This window comes from Microbacterium sp. zg-YB36 (genome assembly GCF_024623575.2).
Taxonomy (GTDB): Bacteria; Actinomycetota; Actinomycetes; order Actinomycetales; family Microbacteriaceae; genus Microbacterium.
Genome location: NZ_JANJFD020000003.1, coordinates 220,347 through 236,417, shown reverse-complemented (window position 1 = coordinate 236,417; position 16,071 = coordinate 220,347). Strand labels below are relative to the sequence as shown.

Genomic DNA, 16,071 nt, shown 5'->3' with positions numbered 1-16,071 from the left:
CGCCGCAGCGCACCGTCACACGACGTGCGGGCCGCATACATTACCGTTCGCGTCATCGGGCCCGAGGTGACCGGATGCCGCGGCGTAGCATCGCAGCATGACCAGCCGCCCGCCGTTCCGAGCCGACATCGTCGGCAGCTTCCTTCGTCCCGCGGCGGTCGCCGACGCGCGCCGCCGACACAACGAAGGCACGCTCGGCGACGCCGAGCTGCGCGCCGTGGAGGACGAGGCCATCGCGACCCTCGTGCGGCAGCAGGCCGACAACGGACTGCAGGTCGCGACCGACGGGGAGTTCCGCCGCTCGTGGTGGCATTTCGACTTCTTCGGTCTGCTCGACGGTGTCGACATCGTCGAACTCGACCACGGCATCCAGTTCCAGGGGGTGCAGACCAAGCCCCGCGGCATCGAGATCTCCGGGCCCATCGGCTTCCCCGCCGACCACCCGTTCCTCGCGCATTTCCGCGCGCTGCAGAACGACGTGGCGGCGACCGGTGCGACGCCGAAGTTCACCATCCCGTCGCCGACCGTCCTGGACTTCCGGGTGGAGCCCGGGCACATCGATCCCGCGGTGTACGACGGCCACGCCGCGATCACCGACGACCTGGTGCAGACGTACCGCGACGCCCTGGCTGCGTTCTACGACGCCGGGGCGCGCTACCTGCAGTTCGACGACACCGCGTGGGCCTACCTGTGTTCGGACGTCGAGCTGCAGAAGGCGCGCGAGCGCGGCATCGACACCGACGGCATCGCCGAGCGCTATGCGCGGCTGCTCAACCGCATCCTCGACGGCAAGCCCGACGACCTGACGGTGACGACGCACGTGTGTCGCGGCAACTTCCGCTCCACCTGGATCTCCTCCGGCGGCTACGAGCCGGTTGCCGAGCAGCTGCTCGGCAACACCGGGTACGACGGCTACTTCCTCGAGTACGACAGTGAGCGTGCCGGCGGCTTCGAGCCCCTGCGGTTCCTGCCCGAGGGTGACAAGACCGTCGTGCTGGGGCTCATCACGACCAAGACCGGTGAACTCGAGGATGCCGACGAGGTGCGCCGCCGCATCGACGAGGCATCCCATCACGCTCCGTTGGCGCAACTGGCGCTGAGCCCGCAGTGCGGATTCGCCTCCACCGAGGAGGGCAACACGCTCACCGAGGACCAGCAGTGGGCGAAGGTGCGGTCGGTCGTCGACATCGCCGGCAGCGTCTGGGGCTGAGCCCGCGCCGGATCCGGGTCAGAGTTCGCCGGCGAGAGCCTTGCGGTCGAGCTCTTCCTGTCCCTCCACGTACGGCGTGCCGTGGGTGTGGAAGGTCGGGATGGTCTTCATGCCCCACGCCTGGCCCTTGGCGCGTTCGGCCTGCGTCCATTCGACGGTCGGCCAATCCGGGTCCAGCAGCAGGCGCGCACCGGCGTTCGCCAGTTCGATGCGGTTGCCGCCCGGTTCCCAGACGTACAGGAAGAACGTCTGGTTGATGGCGTGCTTGTAGGGTCCGTACTCGATGTGCACGCCGTTCTCCAGGAAGATGTCGGCGGCCTTGAGGATGTCCTCGCGGGTGTCGGGCGCGAGTGCGAAGTGGTGGAAGCGGCCGCGCTGGCGGGTCCAGTCGTCGGAGTAGACCACGTCGTACGACTTCTGGTTGAACCGGAACCACCGCGCGCCGAACCGGCCGGAGTCCAGGCGCACCCGCTCCGACTCCCGGGCGCACATGACCTCGCTCCAGAAGTCGCCTGCCGCATCGACATCGGCGGCGAGGTAGTTGATGTGATCCATCCGCCGCACGTTCACGCCGCGACCGGGGAAGGCGGATGCCTGGTTCTTCAGCGCCGGGCGGTCCTCATCGTCCGGGACGTACAGCTCGGTGTCGTAGTGGATGCCCATGAGGTGCCCGTCCGGGTCCTCGAACTCGTACGACCGCCCGACTCCTACTTCGGGTTCGCGCCAGCCGTGCCCGAGACCGCTGCGTTCGATCGCCGCGACCCGGCGCTCGAGGGCCTCGGGGCCGGACGCGCGGTACAGCGTGCGCCCCACCCCGTTCGTGTCGGATGCCGTGAGCTTGAGCGTGTAGAGCTGGTACTCGTCCCAGCAGCGCAGATACGCCGAGTCGCCGATCCGGGCGATCTCCCGCATCGCCAGCAGGTCGCGGAAGAAGTGCAGGCTCTCCTCGAATTTCGGGGTGAACAGCTCGATCCCGCCCAGATGGGCGATGTCGTAATTCTCGCTGGTGGCCATGGCCTGTCCTCTCTGACAGTGCTAGCGACGGGGACGCGGGAAGACCGCGCCGTCGAAGATCTTGCGGGCGGTGCGCACCGACATCGATGACGCCTGCCAGCGACCGTCGGCATCCTCCGTCACGGTGACCGCGGCGGGAAACGTGCCGGTGGGGTGCTCGATGTCGGTGGCATCCGAATCGAGCCGGGCGATGTCTGCACCGACGGCGCCGGGGAGGCGGATGCCGGCGGCGACCGATGCCGCCATCAGCACGCCGATCGAGGTGTGCACACGGGTCGGGATGAACGCCCGCGTCGCGATCGCCCCGCCGCGGCGAGGGGGCGAGAGCAGGATCAGCTTCGGCACCGTCTGCGCGGCGACATCCCCGAGGCCCATGCGGGATCCCGCCTCGAGGCGGATGCGCTCGAGCGCAGCGTGCAGGTCGGTGCGGGCTTCGAGGTCGGCAGGGGACTCCTCGCCGGTCACGGCGAACTCGTCGGCGCGGAGCAGCACGACCGGCATCCCGTCGTCGATGAGCGTGACCCGATGACCGTCGATCTCCTCTGCCACCTGTCCGGTCGGCAGCAGCGGCTTGTCGCCGCCGGTGAGGTCGATCGCGATTCGCCCCGCCGTGCCCGGGACGCCGTCGATCGCGGTGTCACCGTCGTAATCAGGGACCCCGTGCGGTGTCGGGAAGGTCGCCGTGGCGATGTCGCCGGTGTTCAGCAGGCGGATGCGCACGGTCGTCTCGGCGTCGGTGGCGGTGATCAGCCCCCGCTCGAGGGCGAACGGTCCGACACCGGCGAGCAGGTTGCCGCAGGTCTGGGCGTCTGCGACGACGGGTTCGGCCACCGCGACCTGCAGGAACAGGTAGTCGACGTCGACGTCCGGATGCGGGGACGCCGAAACGACGGCGACCTTCGACGTCAGCGGGTGCGCCCCGCCCAGCCCGTCGATCTGGGTCGGGTCGGGGCTGCCCATGATGCGCAGCAGCAGGTCATCGCGGTCGCCGGGATCGGCGGGCAGATCGGAAGCCACGAAGAACGCGCCCTTGGACGTTCCGCCGCGCATCAGCATGCAGCGGATGCCGTCGCGCGCGGGTTCAGCGGCCGCCACGGTCATACTCCGCCTGCGTCACGAACTGCACACCGAGGTCGGCCAGCACGGGGCGCAGCCGATTGATGTCCATGGAGATCTCACCGGCCCGGTAGCGTGCGCGCTTCGCCGCCTCGCTCTGGGCGCGGGCGCGGGCCGCCGTGAGCGTGGCATCCGCGCGTTCCCGCGGCACGATCGTCACGCCGTCGTCGTCGGCGACCACGACGTCGCCGGGGCGCACCTCGGCGGATCCGAGGAACACCGGCACGTTGACCGAGCCGGCGGTGTCCTTGACGGTGCCCTCCGAACTGATGTGCGCCGTCCACACCGGAAAGCCCATGCGCCGCAGTTCCTGCGTGTCGCGGACGCCCCCAGAGGTGATGTACGCCCGAACGCCGCGGGTCTGCATCTGCGTGGCCATCAGCTCCCCGATGAACCCGTATGCCGAGTCGGTGACCGGGACGACGACGATGACATCTCCCTCGCGGGCCTGCTCGATCGCGGCGTGCACCATCAGGTTGTCGCCGGCGGCGACGCGCACCGTGATCGCGGTGCCGGAGATCGATGTGCCCTGCTGGATCGGCCGGATGCGGGACCCCGCGTAACCGAGCCGGCCCAGCGCCTCATGCACGGTCGCGGAGCCGAACTCGGCGAGGGCAGCGGTGGTCGCGGCATCCGCCCGTGCGATGTCGGTCACGACGACGTGCGTCATTCCAGCACCCCGGTGACCTGCGGGAAGTAGCGCATGTACGCCTCGCCCATCGTGTCGTGGGCCAGCCCGAGGTTCGGCCCGGCGTTGCGCTTGAGCTGCACGCCGCGGCGCACGGCGAGGTCGGTGTAGTACGACCACATGTGCTGTTGCGCAGGCAGGCTCTCCATCGCGGCGCGCTTGGCAGCGAACGCCTCGGTGATGTCCAGCAGCACGTCGGGCGTGAAGCCGCACTGTTCGGGCTGATGCGGCTCGAAGAAGAACACCGGCGGGGCGCCGATGACGTCGTCTTTCGAGGGGAACGTGCCGTCGGAGCCCGCGACGCCGATCGCCTGCGCGAGGACGCGCGCCTGCAGCGCCATGCGCGCCGCGGCGGGGTGGTCGCCGTTGTACGGATCGGCCAGGGTGTGGGTGAGCACCACCGTCGGCTGCACGCGCCGATACACGTCCACCAGCGAGGCGACTGCCTCGGGGGACTCGAGCAGCGGGTAGTCACCGAGATCCAGGAACTCGATCTCGGCGCCCAGCGCCGCGGCGGCCGCCTGGGCCTCCGCCCTGCGGATGTCCTTGATCTCATCCAGCGACTTGCCCTGCAGCCACTGGCTCGCCGATTCGCCACGTTCGCCGTAGCTGAGGCACACCACGCTCGCCCGCTCGCCGCGTGCCGTCGCTGCCGCGATCGCGCCGCCGGCCCGCCAGACGAAGTCGCCGGCATGGGCGCTGACGACGAGCATCGACGGGGTGCTGTGCGGCATGTCCACTCCTGTCCACCATCGGTCGGGCCCAGCGAATCACAACCCTGGCGGACTGGTCAAGATTTTGTTTACAATTATGGCGACGAAAACCACTATGGACAGAGGTAAATTGCCTCCGTACGATCGCGGCTAGGCCAATCAGACAACGAAGTCGAGAGGGACACCCAATGGCACGCAACCTGCAGGAGCTGCTGGACGAGAAGGGGAACGTCGTCCAGATGCTCCGCGACTCCCAGCTCGGCACCTACATCTACCCCGTCGTCCCGGCGGAGTTCTCGAACTGGCGGCGGGAGCAGAAGGCGTGGCGGGAGACCGCGGTGCTCTACGACCAGACGCACCACATGGTCAACTTCTTCCTCTCCGGTCCGGGCGCGCTGCAACTGCTCAGCGACACCGGCATCAATTCGTTCGCGAACTTCCCGGTGGGCACCGCCAAGCAGTTCGTGCCGACGGCATCCAACGGCGGCGTCATCGGCGACGGCATCCTGTTCCACGAAGCGCAAGACGAGTACGTGTACGTCGGTCGCGCTCCAGTGGCGAACTGGCTGCAGTTCCATGCCGAGACCGGCGGATACGACGTGCAGTTCCGTTACGACGACCGGTCGCCGTCGCGGCCGTACGGCGCGGCGGTGCACCGCGACTACTACCGGTACCAGATCCAGGGGCCCAACGCCTGGGACATCATCGAGCGGCTCAACGGCGGCGCGCTGGAGAAGGTGAAGTTCTTCCACATGGGCGAGATGTCCATCGCTGGCGAGCGGGTGCGGACGCTGCGCCACGGCATGGCGGGAGCGCCGGGGCTCGAGATCTGGGGGCCGTACGAGCAGAACGAGCGGATCCGCGATGCCGTGCTCGAAGCCGGCCGCGAATTCGGGATCGAACCCTGCGGGTCGCGCGCTTATTCGTCGAACACGCTCGAGTCGGGCTGGGTGCCGTCGCCGCTGCCGGCGATCTACTCCAGCGACGCCGAGCGCGCCTATCGCGAATGGCTTCCGGCGAACAGCTATGAGGCCATCAACGCGCTGGCGGGCTCCTTCGTCTCGGACGACATCGAGGACTACTACCTCACCCCGTGGGAGCTCGGCTATGGCTCGTTCGTGAAATTCGACCACGACTTCATCGGACGGGATGCCCTCGAAAAGGTCGACCCCGGGGCGCAGCGCAAAAAAGTGACGCTGGCCTGGAATGACGAGGACCTCGCGAAGATCCTGACGAGCGTCATCGACCGTGAAGGAGTGGGGTACCAGTTCTTCGACCTGCCCAACGCGAACTACGGCTCATCCAACTACGATGCGGTGATCGACGCCGACGGCAACACCGTGGGGCTGTCGCTGTTCACCGGGGTGACGGCGAATGAGAAGCGCGGGCTGTCGCTGGCCACTGTCGACCGCGATGTCCCGATCGGCGCCGAGGTGCGCGTGGTGTGGGGCGAGCCGAACGGCGGCTCGCGAAAGGCCACCGTGGAACCGCACGAGCAGATCGCGGTGCGTGCCGTGGTCAGCCCGGTGCCGTACGCGCAGACCGCTCGTCAGGAGTACCACGGCGGCTGGCGGACCACCGGCACGCTGTAGTCGCAGGACCGGCATCGAACGAGGGGGTTCGGATGAAGGGGCACTACAGCGACGTCTGGCAGGCCGTCGCGCGCGCAGTCCCGCAGCGCCCCGCGGTCGTGACGCCGGCCGAGACGATGACGTATGGACGGTTGCTCGCCGAGGCGGGGGCGTTCGCGCGCTACCTGCGTGAGCGGGGCGTGCAACCGGGCGAGGCCGTCGCGATGCTCCTGTATAACCGCCCCGAATACGTCGTAGGGCTGTTCGCGTGTCTGGCGACCGGGATCGCTCCGGTGCCGATGAACTACCGGTACCGGGCACCGGAGGTGCGTGCGCTGCTGGAGGATTCGCGGGCTCGGGTGCTGGTGTACCCGACGTCACTTTCGGACGTGGTTCGTGATGCCGTTGCGCACTGGCCGGACGCGCCGATGTTCGTGGTGATCGATGACGGGCCCGCGGGGGAGATCGCGGCTCCGGATGCCGCCCACTCGGGAACGCGAATACTCACTCGGGACGGCGAATACTCACTCGGCAGCGCGAATACTCACTCGGCGTGGGCGGACGTCGTGGCAGGCGGCGGCGAGCTGCCGGCCACGCCGCCACCGGGAGGCGAGTTGCGGCTGTACACCGGCGGCACGACCGGCCGGCCGAAGGCGGTCGTGTGGGGCGCGGAGGACATCCTCGCCGTGCAGAGCTACTCGATCTATACGACAGCCGGTCTTCCCGTGCCGGAGTCGATGGCGGAGGCCATCGCGGTGGCGAGCGACCCCGCGATACCGCGGGTGGTCACGCTGCCGCTGTCTCCGTTCATGCACGGCACGGCGCTGTTCACGTCGATGAACACGCTCGTCCTGGGTGGCACGGTGCTCGTCATCGCGTCGCCCCGGTTCGACCCGGATGCCGCCGCGCGGTTCGCCGTGGACGCGGGCGCCACGCGCCTCATCGTGGCGGGTGACGCCGTGGCGTTGCCGCTGGTGGAGGCGGTGGAGCGAGCCGGACTCGACGGGTTCGGGCGCGTGAACTCGATGATCAGCTCGGGGATGCGGTTCAGTCCCGCGGTGAAGCGCCGGTGGCATGCGCACGCTGCGATCACGATCACCGATCTGCTCGCCTCGACCGAGGGGGGACCGTATGCCGTGAACGAGACCACTTCGGTCGCCGACCTGCCGGGCGAGCTGCGGCTGCTGCCGGGAGCCGTCGTGCTGGACGACGAGTTGCGCGACGTGCAGCACATCGCGGGCGGGCGCGGCGTCCTCGCTTTCCGCGGCACGCTGCCGAAGGGATATTTCGGCGACGAGGAGAAGACCCGGGCGACGTTCCCGGTGATCGACGGGGTGCGCCACGTGATGCCGGGGGACTGGGCGGTGGCCCGCGGCGACGGCACGGTGGAACTGCTCGGCCGGGGCAGCGCCGTGGTCAACACCGGTGGGGAGAAGGTCTACCCGGCCGAAGTGGAGGACGCCCTCGTCGCCTTCCCCGGCATCGTGGACGCGGTCGTGTTCGGGGTGCCGGACCTGCGTTACGGCGAGCTGGTGACGGCCGTGATCGTGACAGGGCCCGACGCCGAGCTCGATGCCGAGGCGCTGCGGGCGCACCTGGACGCCCGCCTGGCCGGATACAAGAAGCCCCGGCACCTGTTCGTCCGGGATTCCCTCGAGCGCAGCCCGCACGGCAAGGTGGATCTGCCCCGGCTTCAGGCGGAGCTGGCACCGCTGGTCGGGTCGGACGCGCCCACCGGCACGATGCGCATCCGGCGCTGACCGACAGGCGAGCGTCGGCGGCGGGGTCGGTAGGGCGCCGTCACGCGTGGTGCGCCGCGAGGGCGGCGATGTACTCCCAGGAACGCGCGGAAATGCCGGCATCCGGTCGCGGCCCGTGGCCGTCGTCATCGACTCCGGACGCGTAGGCCGCGCGCAGGGCGCGGGTGATACCAGCGGCGGCGACCCGGAGCGTCTCGACGACCGCGGCCTCGGCGCTGCCGTCGTTCGCGATGACCGCGCCCATCGCGGCGTAAACGGTGCCATCGGGGCCTCGCACCGGCACCGCGACCCCGCGCGACTCCTCGTGGATGTGCCCGGCCGCCACGGCGAAACCGTCGGCCCGGACGCGGCGCAGCACCGTCCGCAGCACGCTCGAGGTGGTGATCGTGGATGCCGTGTACGCCCGCAACCCCGCTGCGATCGCCTCGTCGACGACCTCATCGGGCGCGTGGGCGAGCAGAACGAGACCGAGGGAAGAAGCATGCAGCGGGATGCGGCCGCCGATCACCGTGGCGTTGAGCACCGCCTGCGGTGCCGACATCCGCTCGAGGAAGAGCACGTCGCTGCCCGCGCGCACGCCGAGTTGCACGTGCTGCCGGATGCGGGCGTGCGCCGCCTCGAGCCAGGGGCGGGCGACTTCGCGCAGGCCCAGGGCGCCGGGGGTGCGCGACGCGTACTCCCACAGCCGCATGCCCAACCGGTAGGTGCGGTCCGGCATCCGTTCCAGCAGCCCCTCGGCGGTGAGCTCGCCCACGATCCGGTGCGCGGTGGACATCGGCATGTCGGCCGTCGCCGCGATCTGGCCGAGGGTGAGGAACGGGCGGAGGGCGTCGAACGCGTCCAGCACCCGCAGATGCCGGTGCAGGGCGGACTCGCCTGCAGATCCCCGCGCCATCGCGTCCTCCTCACCAGGACCCTACACACCCGCCGGTGCCGAGTCGCCCCGGCGGGTGGGCGGTCAGGCGCGATAGACCGTCCGGGCCCACTCCTGGTAGGGCGCGGGAGCGACCGTGGCGCGGATGCGGACCTGGCGGTGGTTCTGATCCACCGAGTCCTTCTTCGACACCGGGTGCTCACCCCACACGATCTCGACCTCGGCACCGTCGTCGATCCCGGTGTCGAGGGTCGCCAGCGACATGTACAGCTGCTCGTACGCGACGTACCCGGCATCCGTCGAGATGCCCACGCGCTGGTCGCCCTGCAGCACCTCGTCCATCTGGAACAGGCCGTACCGCGCCTTGGGGAAGTCGAGGAACTTCGCGGGGATGCCGGGTTCGACCTGCGAACGCACCACCTCCGCGACGTCGTCGGGGTTCCACAGCAGCGTGACCTTGCGCCGCCGGGGTGCCGTGGAGTGCTGTTCGAGGGCGGCGCGCCCGTGGAAGTCGTGGTCGAACCGCACCGACCGGCCGAGCCCGAGGTCGTACGGCGTCATGTAGAAGTCGTGGATGTCCTCGGACGACAGCGAGCCGGCCACCGAGCCGATGCGGGCGGCCGGCAGCCACTCGCGATAGTCGGCCATGTCGTCGCCGAACACTGCGGGGAAGGGCGTGGGCACCCAGCCGGACTCGAGCGGCGTCGCGGAGTAGGCCTTCGCGCCGACGCGACGGATGCCGAACTCGGCACCGCCGGCGAGGATCGCTTCGAGAACCACCTCGTTGTCTGCCCACGGTCCGAAGAACTCGAACCCCGGCTGCCCCGCCATCCCGTGGCGCAGCCCCTTCACTGCTCGGCCGGCGATCGTGAAGTCGCCGATGTGGAAGAACTTCACCTCGGGGACGGGGCCGCCGAACAGCTTCGCCATGACCTCGTTCGCGAACGGGCCCTGCAGTTCGTACCGGTAAAACGTCGGCGGGCCCTGCCGCATGTGTGAGTTCGGCTCCAATCGCTCGTGGACGTCCGCCCCGGTGCGCTGCGCCTTCTCGACGTTGAAGCGCACCCAGTCGATCAGCAGGTGATGCCCGATGAGCACGAGCCCCTCATGGCCCGTGGAGTTGTAGAACAGGATGCCGTCGCCGATGAGATATCCCTCGGCGTTGACCGAGATGAGCTGCTTGGCCACGCCCGGGCGGAACGTGGCGAACGTGTTCGGCGAGATGGTCTGCAGCAGTGCGATGACGTCCGAGCCGCTGAGGAAGAGCTGGGTCATGTGGTGCGACTGGTCCATCAGGGCGACCGTGGTGTTCCAGGAGCGCTGCTCGTCGCGCCAGTTCGTGAACTCCGGCGCGACGGGGAACGTGAACGCGGGCCAATTCTGGTTGCGCAGCAGTTCGATCGGGCTGCCGGTCCTGGCGATCGCCGCGGCGAGGGATTCGGATGTCATCATCGACCTTTCCGTCGTTTCTTCGATGCTGCGCCCGCGGGGCCCCAGAACGCTCGTCGATTTCCATTGATGGGAACTGAAGCGGCGCCGAGCACGGTTTGACAACGACCCCGCGATTGCGCGCCAAAATCGTTGACAATTTCAACGTGAATCCGTACCGTCCCAAAAGCGGGGCGGATTCGCCTCGCGTCGCGTGCAACGCAGCAACGACGGCGAAAGGTGAGCATGGCAGCTCGGCTGACTCTGCGAGACGTCAACCTCCGCTTCGGCGGCATCTCGGTTCTGCGCGATGTGGGGTTCACGGTCGAGCCGGGGGAGATCTTCGGGCTCGTGGGTCCCAACGGAGCAGGCAAGACCTCCCTGTTCAACTGCATCAGCGGTCACTACCGGCCGGGGTCCGGTTCGATCACCATCGACGGCGAGGAGATGCTGGGTGCCACGCCCGCGAACCTCGCGCGGCGGGGCCTTGCCCGCACGTTCCAGCATCCGGCCCTGCAGCTGCACTCCAGCGTGCTCGAGAACGTCCTGCTCGGCGCCCACACCCGGCTGCCGGGCGGGCCCCTGAGCTGGTCCGTCCGGATGCCGGCGACGGTGCGGTCCGAACGGCAGCGCCGGAGCGAGGCGCTGGAACTGCTCGAGCGCCACGGCCTCGGGTGGGCGACGGATCTGCCCGCCGATGAGCTGTCGCACGGCCTGCACAAGGGCATCGAACTGTGCCGTGCACTGCTGTCGCGCCCCAGCCTGCTGCTGCTGGACGAGCCGGCGGCGGGGCTGCCGCACACCGAGGTCGAACAGCTCATCGCGTCCGTCCGCGCGATCCGCGACGACGACATCACCGTCGTGATCGTCGAGCACCACATGGGCCTCATCGCCGCGCTGACCGACCGGGTGGTGGTGCTCGATCACGGCAGCAAGCTCATGGAGGGCACGGCCGCCCAGGCACAGTCGGATCCGCGGGTCATCGAGGCCTACATCGGGAAGGATGCCGTCGATGACGTTGCTTGAACTCGAGAACGTCACGGCGTTCTACGGGCCGGTGCAGGTGCTCGACGGAGTGTCGCTGACGGTGCCCGAGGGCGGCGCGGTCGGCATTCTCGGAGCCAACGGCGCCGGGAAGACCACGACCCTCCGTGCCATCAGCGGCACCGTGCGCGCGGGCGGCAGCATCCGCTTCGACGGCAAGGAGATCCGCGGGCGACGGCCGGACCGGGTGGCGTCCTACGGGATCGCGCATGTCCCGGAGGGGCGGGGGATGCTCGGCGGCCTCACGGTGCGGGAGAACCTGCGCGTGGGCGCCTACCAGCGCAAGGACCGCAAAGGCATCGAGGCCGACGTCGAGTACTGCCTGGACCTGTTCCCGAACCTGCGGGAGCGCATCCGTTCGCATGCCTCCGCGTTGTCCGGCGGTGAGCAGCAGATGCTCGCCGTCGCGCGCGGGGTGATGGCAAAGCCCCGACTCATGCTGCTCGACGAGGCGTCGCTGGGGTTGGCCCCGTCCACCGCGAAGAACGTCTACGACGCGATCGCGCGCCTCCGGCAGGAGTCGGGGATCGCGATGCTCGTGGTCGAGCAGAACGCCAACCTCGCCTTCCGTCTGGTCGACACCGCGACGGTGCTCGAGACCGGGCACAACGCCCTCACCGGCACCTCGGCCGAGCTCAAAGGCATGGACGAGATCCGACGCGCCTACCTGGGGGGCTGACGATGGGGACCTTCATCCAACTCGTGGTCGACGGACTCTCGCTCGGCTCGGTGTATGCCGCGCTCGCCCTGGCCATCGTGCTCGTGAACCAGGCCACCGGGCTGATCAACTTCGCCCAGGGCGGTATGGCAGTGCTCTCCGCGTACATCGCGTGGTGGTTCACCGGGCTCGGTGTGCCGCTGATCCTCGCGATCCTGATCTCGATCGCCCTGTCGTTCGCGTTGGGTGCGCTCATCGAGCGGTACCTGATGCGACGCTTCGAACGCGGCGACCCCGACACCGCGGTCGTGGTCACGATCGGACTGCTCACGTTGATCACCGGCATCTGCGGGTGGCTGTTCACGTACAACAACCAGCAGTTCCCGTCGCTGTTTTCCCTGGACACCATCTCGGTGCTCGGCGCCTCGGTCAGCATCCGCTCCATCGGCACCACGCTCGTGATCATCGCGATCATGATCCTGCTGCAGGGGCTGTTCCTCGGCACGAAGCTGGGGCTGGCCCTGCGCGCCGTCGCGATCAACCCACAGTCCGCCGCACTCTCGGGACTGCCCGTGGGCCGCCTGCTGATGGTCGGCTGGGGTCTTGCCGCATGTCTGGGCGCGGTGGCGGGGGCCCTCATCGCCCCGCAGCTGACGCTGACCCCGGGGATGATGGACACTGCGCTGGTCTACGCACTGGCCGCCGTCATCCTGGGTGGCATGTCGAGCCCCATCGGCGTCGTGATCGCCGCGTGGCTCATCGGCGTCCTGGAGAACCTCGCCGCGGTGTACATCCCCTTCATCGGCTACGACCTGAAGGTCGCGGTGCCGTTCATCCTCATCTTCATCGTGCTGATCGTGAGGCCGCAGGGCTTGTTCGGCCGGAAATCGGTGGTGCGCGTCTGATGTCTGCCTCGTCTGATTTCCTCTCCCGGCGATGGGTGCGGGTGCTCATCGCTCTCGTCGTGGTCGCCGTCGTGTTGGTGCTGCCGCTGGCCCTTCCCGAGTTCGCCAACCAGACCCTCGCCCGCATCGGCGTCTTCGCCGTGGCCGTGCTGGGGCTGAACGTCGTGATGGGCTACACCGGCCAGGTGTCCCTCGGTCAGATCTTCTTCGTCGGGCTCGGCGCCTACATCACCGCCTACGGCGTGAACAACGACTGGAACATCATCGTCGTGTTCCTCGCGAGTGTGCTCGTGCCCGCCGTCGTGGGTCTGCTGATCGCGCTGGCGGCGGCTCGCCTCGGGGGCCTGGCGATCGCGATGGTCACGATCGCCCTGCCGATCGTGGGGGTGCCGCTGGCGAAGCGTCTGGCGGAATTCACCGGCGGGTCGCAGGGCACCTCCGCTCGCTTCTCCGACGCTCCGGACTGGACCGGACTGTACGACGACCAGTGGCAGCTGTACATCGTCATCCTGATCGGCGGGATCGTGTTCCTGCTCACCCGCAACCTCGTAAGCGGCAAGTACGGCCGAGCGTTCGCGATCGTCAAGGAGAACGAGGCGGTCGCCTCGTCGATGGGCATCTCTCCCTACCGATTCAAAGTGCTCGCCTTCACGATCGCCTCACTCATCGGCGGCGTGAGCGGATTCCTCTACATGGTCGTCGTGCAGTACACCTCGCCGGAGACCATGAGCTTCGGTCACTCCATCCAACTGCTGGCCGCGATGGTCATCGGCGGGGCGGGCAGCATCGTCGGATCGCTCCTCGGCGGGGCCTACTACGTGCTGGCACCGCAGCTGACGAACACCGTGGACCCGAACCTCACCGCCGTGCTGCAGGGCGCACTGCTCCTGCTCGTGCTCTTCCTGCTCCCCGGTGGGCTCGCCTCCCTCCCCGCGCGCCTGCGTCGCCTGCGCCGCCGGCGCGGCGGCGGCGGCGAGCATCGAGGGCGCGCATCAGCCACTTCGAGTGCGGACGTCCCGACGCCCGTCGCGCCGAAGGGAACCCAAACAGAGAGGCACGATCAGTCATGAACATGAGCAAGAGACACCGGAACATCGTGGGCATCGTCGCCCTCGGCTCCGCGCTCGCGTTGACGCTCGCCGGCTGCGCCCGCGGCGGCGACGGCGGGGGAACGGATGCCACCGAGGGCGGCGGGGAGGCGAGCCCCGGCATCACGGACAGCTCGATCTCGCTCGGCATCACCACCCCGCTCAGCGGTGCCACCGCCGGACCCGGCACCTGCACCGTCGCCGGAATCACCGCCTACTTCGGCGAGCGCAACGCCGCCGGCGGCATCGAGTTCGGCGACGGCACCACCCGCACCGTCGAGATCGAGGCGCTCGACGACGCGTATGACCCGCAGAAGGCCAAGGCCAACTACGACCAGCTCAAGGACAGCGTCTTCGCGATGACCTCGGGGCTGGGAACCCCGACCAACCGCGCCTATCTGGAGGCGGCGATCGCCGACGAGGTGCCGCAGGTGCTCGTCATGACGGGCGACCCGATCTTCAGCAACACCGAGGAGAGCCCGTGGCAGCTCGGTTTTGTGCCGATCTACCAGAACGAAGGGCTGGCGTTCGGTGAGCTGCTGGCGGCATCCGGCGAAGATCACAAGGTGGCGATCCTCTCGCAGAACGACGATTTCGGCGCGGGGTACGTCGAGGGCTTCAAGGAGGCCGTCGAGGGAGCGGACAACATCGAGATCGTCGAGGAGCTCACATACGAGGCGACCGACACGGCGGTGGACGGCCAGCTGACCGAGCTCGCGGCATCCGGCGCTGACGTGTTCTTCAACGCCATGTCGATCACGCCGCTGGTGATCTCGTCGCTGCAGAAGGCGCAGCAGTTGAACTGGACACCGAGCTGGTTCCTGCCGTCGAACACCTCCAGCCCGGCCGCGATCCTGCAGCCGGGTGGGGCGGAGGCGTTCCCCGGGGTGTACTCGGTGTCGTTCTCCAAGGCGCCCGCCAGCCCGGCATTCGCCGAGGACGAGGACGTGCAGACGTTCCTCGCGAGCCTCAAGGAGTACGCGGACTACCAGGACATGCCCGCGTTCCCGCACTGCATGTGGAGCTACATGGTCGGAGCGACGCTCGAGCAGGCGTTCATGGAGATGACCGAGCCGACGCGCGAGAACTTCATGACGGCGCTGCGCTCCATCACCGACTTCCAGGCGCCGCTCATGCTCGAGGGCACCGCGGTGGACACCACGGTGGACGGTCAGCCTGCCGTGTCGAGCGTGGTCGTCCAGAAGTACAACGGCAAGGGTTACGACACGGTCGAGGCCTTCGGCTGACCTCGCGTCGATCCGCGGCGGCGGCCTGACCCACAGTCGGGCCGCCGTTCGCATGTCGGCCTCAGGTCATGCCAGGCTGCGCAAGAACGCCACGATCCCCGCGAGATGCGCGCGGGTCGCCGCCTCGGCGGCATCCGGATCCCGCGCGATCACGGCGTCGATGATCGCGATGTGCTCCGGCAGCGACTGGGCCGCCCTGCCGGGGGCGAACGCGAGGCGGAACTGATGCCGGGCCGACTGCGCCCGCAGGCGCTCGAGCAGCTGCGCGGCGGTGGCGTGACCGCTGAGTGCCCGCAGCTGCCGGTCCATGTCCTGGTTCAGGCGCGAGTACTCCACCAGATCTCCCGACGCGACCGCCTGCTCGATCCTGGCGCGCAGGTCGCGAAGCACCGCGATGCCGTCGTCGTCGATGCGCTCCGCGGCACGGCGGGCGCACAGCGACTCCAGCCCCGCGCGCACCTCGACGATCTCGACGGCCTCCTCGATGCTGATGGCCCGCACGCGGGCGCCGCGGTTGGGAAGGCGCTCGACCAGCCCCTCGTTCTCGAGAGTCAGCAGCGCCGTGCGGACCGCTGCCCGAGTTGCGTGGAATCGTTCACTCAGATCCGCCTCGATCAGCCGCTGGTGCGGCGCGAACTCGCCGCCGAGGATGGCGTCCCGGATCTGCTGTGCGATGTCGGTTCGCGCGCTGGGGTCGACGGCTCGGGCGGCGGGCGGGAGTGTCATGGGCGCCAACTCTCTCGACCCCGGCGGAG

General features: G+C 69.0%; 15 protein-coding genes. 8 read left to right on the top strand and 7 right to left on the bottom strand.

What is annotated here, in order from left to right; translation table 11 throughout:
* Nucleotides 1–97: 97 nt before the first annotated feature.
* The gene (locus NQ151_RS10395; protein WP_257507391.1) at nucleotides 98–1,210 is read left to right on the top strand and encodes a 5-methyltetrahydropteroyltriglutamate--homocysteine S-methyltransferase; all 1,113 of its coding nucleotides are present in this window, start codon (nucleotides 98–100) and stop codon (nucleotides 1,208–1,210) included.
* 18 nt (nucleotides 1,211–1,228) lie between these two features.
* Here NQ151_RS10395 and NQ151_RS10390 read toward each other — a convergent pair whose 3' ends face one another.
* Genes NQ151_RS10390 through NQ151_RS10375 form a run of 4 tightly spaced genes read right to left on the bottom strand, consistent with a single transcriptional unit; the run spans nucleotide 1,229 to nucleotide 4,762 of the window.
* On the bottom strand, nucleotides 1,229–2,224 hold the full coding sequence (locus NQ151_RS10390; protein ID WP_257507392.1) for a VOC family protein: 996 nt from the start codon (nucleotides 2,222–2,224) through the stop codon (nucleotides 1,229–1,231).
* A 21-nt stretch (nucleotides 2,225–2,245) separates the two neighbouring features.
* Nucleotides 2,246–3,319, bottom strand: a complete 1,074-nt coding sequence (locus tag NQ151_RS10385) for a 4-oxalomesaconate tautomerase (RefSeq protein WP_257528031.1) — start codon at nucleotides 3,317–3,319, stop codon at nucleotides 2,246–2,248.
* Nucleotides 3,306–4,010: a 4-carboxy-4-hydroxy-2-oxoadipate aldolase/oxaloacetate decarboxylase gene (locus NQ151_RS10380; protein ID WP_257528030.1), complete on the bottom strand. Its 705-nt coding sequence runs from the start codon at nucleotides 4,008–4,010 to the stop codon at nucleotides 3,306–3,308. Before NQ151_RS10380 ends, NQ151_RS10385 begins: the two co-directional genes overlap by 14 nt.
* The gene (locus NQ151_RS10375; protein WP_257507395.1) at nucleotides 4,007–4,762 is read right to left on the bottom strand and encodes a PIG-L deacetylase family protein; all 756 of its coding nucleotides are present in this window, start codon (nucleotides 4,760–4,762) and stop codon (nucleotides 4,007–4,009) included. Before NQ151_RS10375 ends, NQ151_RS10380 begins: the two co-directional genes overlap by 4 nt.
* A 167-nt stretch (nucleotides 4,763–4,929) precedes the next feature.
* On the opposite strand from NQ151_RS10375, the gene ligM reads away from it, so the two are divergent.
* A complete protein-coding gene (gene ligM / locus NQ151_RS10370) occupies nucleotides 4,930–6,333 on the top strand; it encodes a vanillate/3-O-methylgallate O-demethylase (protein WP_257528029.1) in 1,404 nt (467 codons plus the stop codon).
* Between the two features lie 32 nt (nucleotides 6,334–6,365).
* Nucleotides 6,366–8,072: an AMP-binding protein gene (locus tag NQ151_RS10365; protein ID WP_257528028.1), complete on the top strand. Its 1,707-nt coding sequence runs from the start codon at nucleotides 6,366–6,368 to the stop codon at nucleotides 8,070–8,072.
* 40 nt (nucleotides 8,073–8,112) lie between these two features.
* Here the strand turns inward: NQ151_RS10365 and NQ151_RS10360 are convergent, their stop codons facing one another.
* Entirely contained in the window at nucleotides 8,113–8,967 is an 855-nt protein-coding gene (locus tag NQ151_RS10360; RefSeq protein ID WP_257528027.1) for an IclR family transcriptional regulator, read from the bottom strand.
* 63 nt (nucleotides 8,968–9,030) lie between these two features.
* Complete coding sequence (locus tag NQ151_RS10355; RefSeq protein WP_257528026.1) at nucleotides 9,031–10,395, bottom strand: aminomethyl transferase family protein; 1,365 nt, start codon at nucleotides 10,393–10,395, stop codon at nucleotides 9,031–9,033.
* A 225-nt stretch (nucleotides 10,396–10,620) separates the two neighbouring features.
* Here NQ151_RS10355 and NQ151_RS10350 point away from each other — a divergent pair, with 225 nt between their 5' ends.
* Genes NQ151_RS10350 through NQ151_RS10330 form a run of 5 tightly spaced genes read left to right on the top strand, consistent with a single transcriptional unit; the run spans nucleotide 10,621 to nucleotide 15,316 of the window.
* Nucleotides 10,621–11,400: an ABC transporter ATP-binding protein gene (locus NQ151_RS10350; protein WP_257507400.1), complete on the top strand. Its 780-nt coding sequence runs from the start codon at nucleotides 10,621–10,623 to the stop codon at nucleotides 11,398–11,400.
* Nucleotides 11,387–12,097, top strand: coding sequence for an ABC transporter ATP-binding protein (locus NQ151_RS10345; RefSeq protein WP_257528025.1), 711 nt, complete (start codon nucleotides 11,387–11,389; stop codon nucleotides 12,095–12,097). The genes NQ151_RS10350 and NQ151_RS10345 overlap by 14 nt, the downstream gene beginning before the upstream one ends.
* Nucleotides 12,098–12,099: 2 nt before the next feature.
* The gene (locus tag NQ151_RS10340) at nucleotides 12,100–12,981 is read left to right on the top strand and encodes a branched-chain amino acid ABC transporter permease (protein WP_257507402.1); all 882 of its coding nucleotides are present in this window, start codon (nucleotides 12,100–12,102) and stop codon (nucleotides 12,979–12,981) included.
* A complete protein-coding gene (locus tag NQ151_RS10335) occupies nucleotides 12,981–14,051 on the top strand; it encodes a branched-chain amino acid ABC transporter permease (RefSeq protein ID WP_257528024.1) in 1,071 nt (356 codons plus the stop codon). The genes NQ151_RS10340 and NQ151_RS10335 overlap by 1 nt, the downstream gene beginning before the upstream one ends.
* A gap of 2 nt (nucleotides 14,052–14,053) precedes the next feature.
* Nucleotides 14,054–15,316 carry an ABC transporter substrate-binding protein gene (locus NQ151_RS10330; protein WP_257528023.1) on the top strand — a complete coding sequence of 421 codons (1,263 nt, stop codon included), beginning with the start codon at nucleotides 14,054–14,056 and terminating at the stop codon, nucleotides 15,314–15,316.
* 66 nt (nucleotides 15,317–15,382) lie between these two features.
* On the opposite strand, the gene NQ151_RS10325 is transcribed toward NQ151_RS10330, so the two are convergent.
* Entirely contained in the window at nucleotides 15,383–16,042 is a 660-nt protein-coding gene (locus tag NQ151_RS10325; RefSeq protein ID WP_257528022.1) for a GntR family transcriptional regulator, read from the bottom strand.
* Nucleotides 16,043–16,071 lie beyond the last annotated feature (29 nt).